The organism is Shewanella sp. KT0246 (assembly GCF_019654955.1).
Classification (GTDB): domain Bacteria; phylum Pseudomonadota; class Gammaproteobacteria; order Enterobacterales; family Shewanellaceae; genus Shewanella; species Shewanella goraebulensis.
Genome location: NZ_BPEV01000082.1, coordinates 1 through 4,538, shown reverse-complemented (window position 1 = coordinate 4,538; position 4,538 = coordinate 1). Strand labels below are relative to the sequence as shown.

Sequence of the window (4,538 nt, the reverse complement as noted above, 5' to 3'; positions counted from 1 at the left end):
ATTGTGATATTTTAACTCGAAAAGGCTTAAGAATCACTTAAAAAAAAGGCTTCGTTTTCACGAAGCCTTTGTTGTTACTGTGATGTAACTATTTGTTTGATAAGCTATAAACATACGCCGATATAACGTGAACTTTTTCTTCGCCCAGTATATCGTCCCACGCAGGCATTACACCAGCACGTCCGTTTGCAATAGATTGCATAACTTGCAAACGGGTGCTGCCATATAACCAAGCATCGTCAGTTAAATTAGGTGCACCCATAAATTTGTTACCGGTTCCGTCCATACCATGACAAGCAAAACAACCTTTCATGAATGAAGCTTGACCTTGCGCTGCGAGAGTAGCGTCATGATCACGACCTGATAATTTAAATACGTATTCAGCTAAACCTTGAATTTCACTGTCTTCGATTGGTAAACCACCTTTAGGCGGCATCATACCGTTACGACCGTTCATAATTGAAGTTTTAATCGTGGCAAGTTCACCACCATATAACCAATTATTATCAGTTAAGTTAGGGAAACCAATACTACCTCGGGCATCTGAACCATGACACTGAGCACAATTTTGTAGGAATAAACGTCCACCTACTTTAAGTGCTTCTTCATCTTTAACTAGCTCTTCTAGCGGAGTCGCTAAATATGCAGCAAAGATAGGGCCATATTTTTCATCAGCAGCAGCAACTTCACGGTCATACTGTGATAAACGATTCTCAGCTTTAGCTAATTCAACCGCAGCTTTTGAGTCCTCTTTAATACCTTGCTCATAACCCACGCTTTGGTTAGAACTAGTCCAACCAAATAAACCTTGGTAACTACCAAGACCGGGATAAAGCGCAAGATAAATTAAGCCAAAGACAATACTGATGTAGAACATATAAGCCCACCACTTAGGAAGCGGGTTATTTAATTCTTCGATACCGTCAAAGGTGTGACCCATTGACTCGCCTTCTTCAATTCCGGTCTTGTTTTTTGAACAAGCACGTAAAAGGAAGAAACACCCCGCAATCACTAACAAAGTTGGAAAAATAATCCAAACATTCCAAAAGATACTCATTACTTGTTATCTCCTGAATGGTTAGTTTGCTTAGCGATTTCTTCTTCAGAAAAAATCAGGTTAGCAGCTTCATCAAATTTTGGTTTACTTTTAGAGCTGTAAGCCCAATAAAATATACCGGCAAATACGACCATAACAATAATGGTAAGAATGCCTTGTAACGTTCCGTAATCCATAATTGCCTCCTTATTTCAGTGCGTGGCCAAGTGACTGAAGATAAGCGATTAACGCTTCTAATTCAGTCTTGCCTTCTACAGCAGCCTGCGCACCAGCAATTTCTTCTTCGGTATACATATTATGATCCGGATGGAAATTGCTTAAGATTTGCATCTTATTACCAGTGAGCTTTCCGTCTAACTTGTTATCTGCTAACCAAGGGTAAGCAGGCATATTAGACTGTGGTACAACATCACGTGGATTAATTAAGTGAACTTCATGCCACTTATCACTGTAACGTCCACCAACACGGGCTAAGTCAGGACCTGTACGTTTAGAACCCCATTGGAATGGGTGATCCCATACTGATTCACCAGCTACAGAGTAATGACCATAGCGCTCAGTTTCAGCACGTAAAGGACGGATCATTTGGCTGTGACAGTTATAACAACCCTCACGGACATAGATGTCACGCCCTTCAATCTGTAAAGCATTGTACGGGATTAACCCTTCAACTGGTTCAGTTGTATCTTTAGAGAAAAGTAGCGGGGTAATCTGAACTAAACCGCCGAAACTAATCGCGATTACAGTGAAGATACCTAGCAGACCGATGTTTTTCTCGATTAATTCATGATTAAATTTCATCGTTCTGCTCCTTATGCTTTTTCTTCAGTTAATGGTGGTAAAGAATCTTTAGGTGCATTAACAGTACGGATGACGTTGTACGCCATAATAAACATACCAGTTAAGAAGAATACACCACCAATAAAGCGAACAAAGTAGAAAGGATAAGACGCTTCTAAACTCTCAACAAAGCTATAAGTTAATGTTCCGTCAGAGTTAACTGCACGCCACATTAGACCTTGCATAACACCAGAAATCCACATTGCTACAATGTATAACACTGTACCAATTGTCGCTAACCAGAAATGAACATTCACTAAATTAGTGCTGTACATACGGCCATGACCGAATAAAACAGGGATAAGGTGATATAGAGAACCGATAGAAACCATCGCTACCCAACCTAAAGCACCAGAGTGAACATGACCAACAGTCCAATCGGTATAATGCGATAAGGCGTTAACAGTCTTAATTGCCATCATTGGTCCTTCGAAGGTAGACATACCGTAGAAAGACAATGAAACAACTAAGAAACGAAGTACTGGATCAGTACGTAGCTTATGCCAAGCGCCAGATAAGGTCATAATACCGTTAATCATGCCACCCCAAGAAGGAGCAAATAAGATTAACGACATCACCATACCGAGTGTCTGAGTCCAATCAGGTAAAGCTGTATAATGAAGGTGATGAGGACCAGCCCAAATATATAGCGCAATCAAAGCCCAAAAGTGAACAATTGATAAACGGTATGAATAAACAGGGCGACCAGCTTGCTTAGGTACGAAGTAGTACATCATCCCTAAGAAACCCGCAGTTAATAAAAATCCAACTGCATTATGTCCATACCACCACTGTACCATCGCATCGACTGCGCCAGAGTACATGGAATATGATTTGAATAAGCTGACAGGTACGGCCATTGAGTTAACAATGTGCAGCACTGCTACCGTGATAATGAAAGCACCAAAGAACCAGTTCGCAACGTAAATATGCGATGTTGTTCGTTTAATGATTGTGCCAAAGAACACTACTGCATAAGCAACCCAAACAATGGTGATTGCAATATCAATAGGCCACTCTAATTCAGCGTACTCTTTACCTGAGGTGAACCCCATAGGTAAGGTGATTGCAGCAGAGAGGATAATGGCTTGCCAACCCCAGAATGTAAATGCAGCTAATTTAGGTGCAAATAAACGGGTTTGACAGGTGCGTTGTACGATATAGTAGGATGTTGCGAAAAGGGCTGAAGTACCAAACGCGAAAATCACGGCATTTGTATGTAGTGGTCTAAGACGACTATACGTTAACCATGATGTTTCGAAGTTTAGTTGTGGCCAGATTAACTGGGCCGCAATCAATACACCTACTGCCATACCAACGATTCCCCACAAAACTGTGGTTAACGCGAATTGGCGAACAATAGTGTAGTTGTAATCAGCGCCTGTAGGCTGGGAATGATTCATCATAATGCTTCCACGGCTTATTACTTTTACTTTTAATTATAGTAAAGCGGAACTTTACCTGTTTAGGCGACAATAGTTGAAAAAACAAACTAAAATGAAGTTGCTTTTTAACGCGTTGTCAAGGTGTTACCTCATGTTTTTTATATCTATCATGAGGCAATGCAATGATACTTGAGCTGTGTCAAAAAAGATACTCAGGGAGCCCGAGTAAACTTGATCTAGATCAATTTCCTAAAGATAATGTTATCAATTTGAATCATGAGGTTATTATTTGTGCACTTTTTAACAAAGTCTGTTTTCTTGTTATTTTTTATTGCTAATTTAGTAGGATGCGATTCACAAGTTAACGAATCCAATACCGCAAGAAGAACTGCCGATGCGACCTTATGCCAATTTAGCGAAGGAGAGTGTAAACAAAGTGTACACAATCTGTCCATTTCATTGCTTATCAATCCTATTTTTGCTCCCAGTGAAAAACCTTTGCAGGTTAAGCTTAATTTTTCAGAACCAGTGACTAATGTCGATGTAAGAATTGAAGGTCGTGATATGTTTATGGGAATTATTCCCGTTAAATTAACATCAGCTGACTCAAAATCCTTTTCAGGCCAAGCTATATACGGCTCATGTAGCAGTGATTATATGGTTTGGCGAACAATCGTAAACTTTGAATTAAACGGTGAAGTAAAATCTACGTGGTTTGATTTTTTAGCTGACAATCACTAAAAGCGAACATCGCAATCGAAATTACCACAAATCGTGTTGATAATCATTCTCATTAAGTTATAATTACTTCAACTGAATATTGGGGTAATTATCATGACTAAATTAAACATTTCCATTCCACTAGAAAAAATGGCCTTATTAATCCAAAGTGGCCACCTTTGCGTAGCAGACGTTAAAAGTTTGGATATTGAAACCAAAAAGCAATTGTGGCAATTATGCTTAATGTCTTGTAACCAGAGAGTGCATTGTAATAAACCAGTAGCGGTAAACATTCAATCTTCGGATTTGATAGATGAACAATTGATATCAATGTTTCAAGCTAATTAATCAAACAAAGTGCACTAGCAATGATTAATAAAGTTATTAATATACAATTAGTTATGTAGAAGTTCATAGTTGATGGCATTTTTATAAGGCAACAAAGTCAAAATATTTAATCGCTAACAGCAATCAAGTCTATCAATAAATTATGTAACAACTAACCATGGGCTTTAGTAATGAACCAATTCATTGAT

6 protein-coding genes are annotated in these 4,538 nt (G+C 38.9%); 2 read left to right on the top strand and 4 right to left on the bottom strand.

Annotation, left to right across the window (positions count from 1 at the left end; all coding sequences use genetic code 11):
• Positions 1 to 88: 88 nt before the first annotated feature.
• Genes ccoP through ccoN form a run of 4 tightly spaced genes read right to left on the bottom strand, consistent with a single transcriptional unit; the run spans position 89 to position 3,303 of the window.
• Entirely contained in the window at positions 89 to 1,057 is a 969-nt protein-coding gene (gene ccoP / locus K5Q58_RS20475; RefSeq protein WP_220755703.1) for a cytochrome-c oxidase, cbb3-type subunit III, read from the bottom strand.
• A complete protein-coding gene (locus K5Q58_RS20470) occupies positions 1,057 to 1,233 on the bottom strand; it encodes a cbb3-type cytochrome c oxidase subunit 3 (RefSeq protein ID WP_153913779.1) in 177 nt (58 codons plus the stop codon). The genes ccoP and K5Q58_RS20470 overlap by 1 nt, the downstream gene beginning before the upstream one ends.
• 10 nt (positions 1,234 to 1,243) lie before the next feature.
• Positions 1,244 to 1,858, bottom strand: a complete 615-nt coding sequence (gene ccoO, locus K5Q58_RS20465; protein ID WP_220755702.1) for a cytochrome-c oxidase, cbb3-type subunit II — start codon at positions 1,856 to 1,858, stop codon at positions 1,244 to 1,246.
• Positions 1,859 to 1,869: 11 nt separating this feature from the next.
• Entirely contained in the window at positions 1,870 to 3,303 is a 1,434-nt protein-coding gene (gene ccoN, locus K5Q58_RS20460; RefSeq protein WP_220755701.1) for a cytochrome-c oxidase, cbb3-type subunit I, read from the bottom strand.
• 270 nt (positions 3,304 to 3,573) lie between these two features.
• Here ccoN and K5Q58_RS20455 point away from each other — a divergent pair, with 270 nt between their 5' ends.
• Complete coding sequence (locus K5Q58_RS20455) at positions 3,574 to 4,023, top strand: hypothetical protein (protein ID WP_259651414.1); 450 nt, start codon at positions 3,574 to 3,576, stop codon at positions 4,021 to 4,023.
• Between the two features lie 93 nt (positions 4,024 to 4,116).
• Positions 4,117 to 4,350, top strand: coding sequence for a hypothetical protein (locus K5Q58_RS20450; RefSeq protein WP_220755699.1), 234 nt, complete (start codon positions 4,117 to 4,119; stop codon positions 4,348 to 4,350).
• The last annotated feature ends 188 nt before the right edge of the window (positions 4,351 to 4,538 follow it).

What these genes read in the sequence shown, in the direction of transcription:
- K5Q58_RS20450 (WP_220755699.1), top strand. Translation starts at nt 4,117, where the DNA reads ATGACTAAATTAAACATTTCCATTCCACTAGAAAAAATGGCCTTATTA.
- ccoN (WP_220755701.1), bottom strand. Translation starts at nt 3,303, where the DNA reads ATGATGAATCATTCCCAGCCTACAGGCGCTGATTACAACTACACTATT.
- ccoP (WP_220755703.1), bottom strand. Translation starts at nt 1,057, where the DNA reads ATGAGTATCTTTTGGAATGTTTGGATTATTTTTCCAACTTTGTTAGTG.
- ccoO (WP_220755702.1), bottom strand. Translation starts at nt 1,858, where the DNA reads ATGAAATTTAATCATGAATTAATCGAGAAAAACATCGGTCTGCTAGGT.
- K5Q58_RS20470 (WP_153913779.1), bottom strand. Translation starts at nt 1,233, where the DNA reads ATGGATTACGGAACGTTACAAGGCATTCTTACCATTATTGTTATGGTC.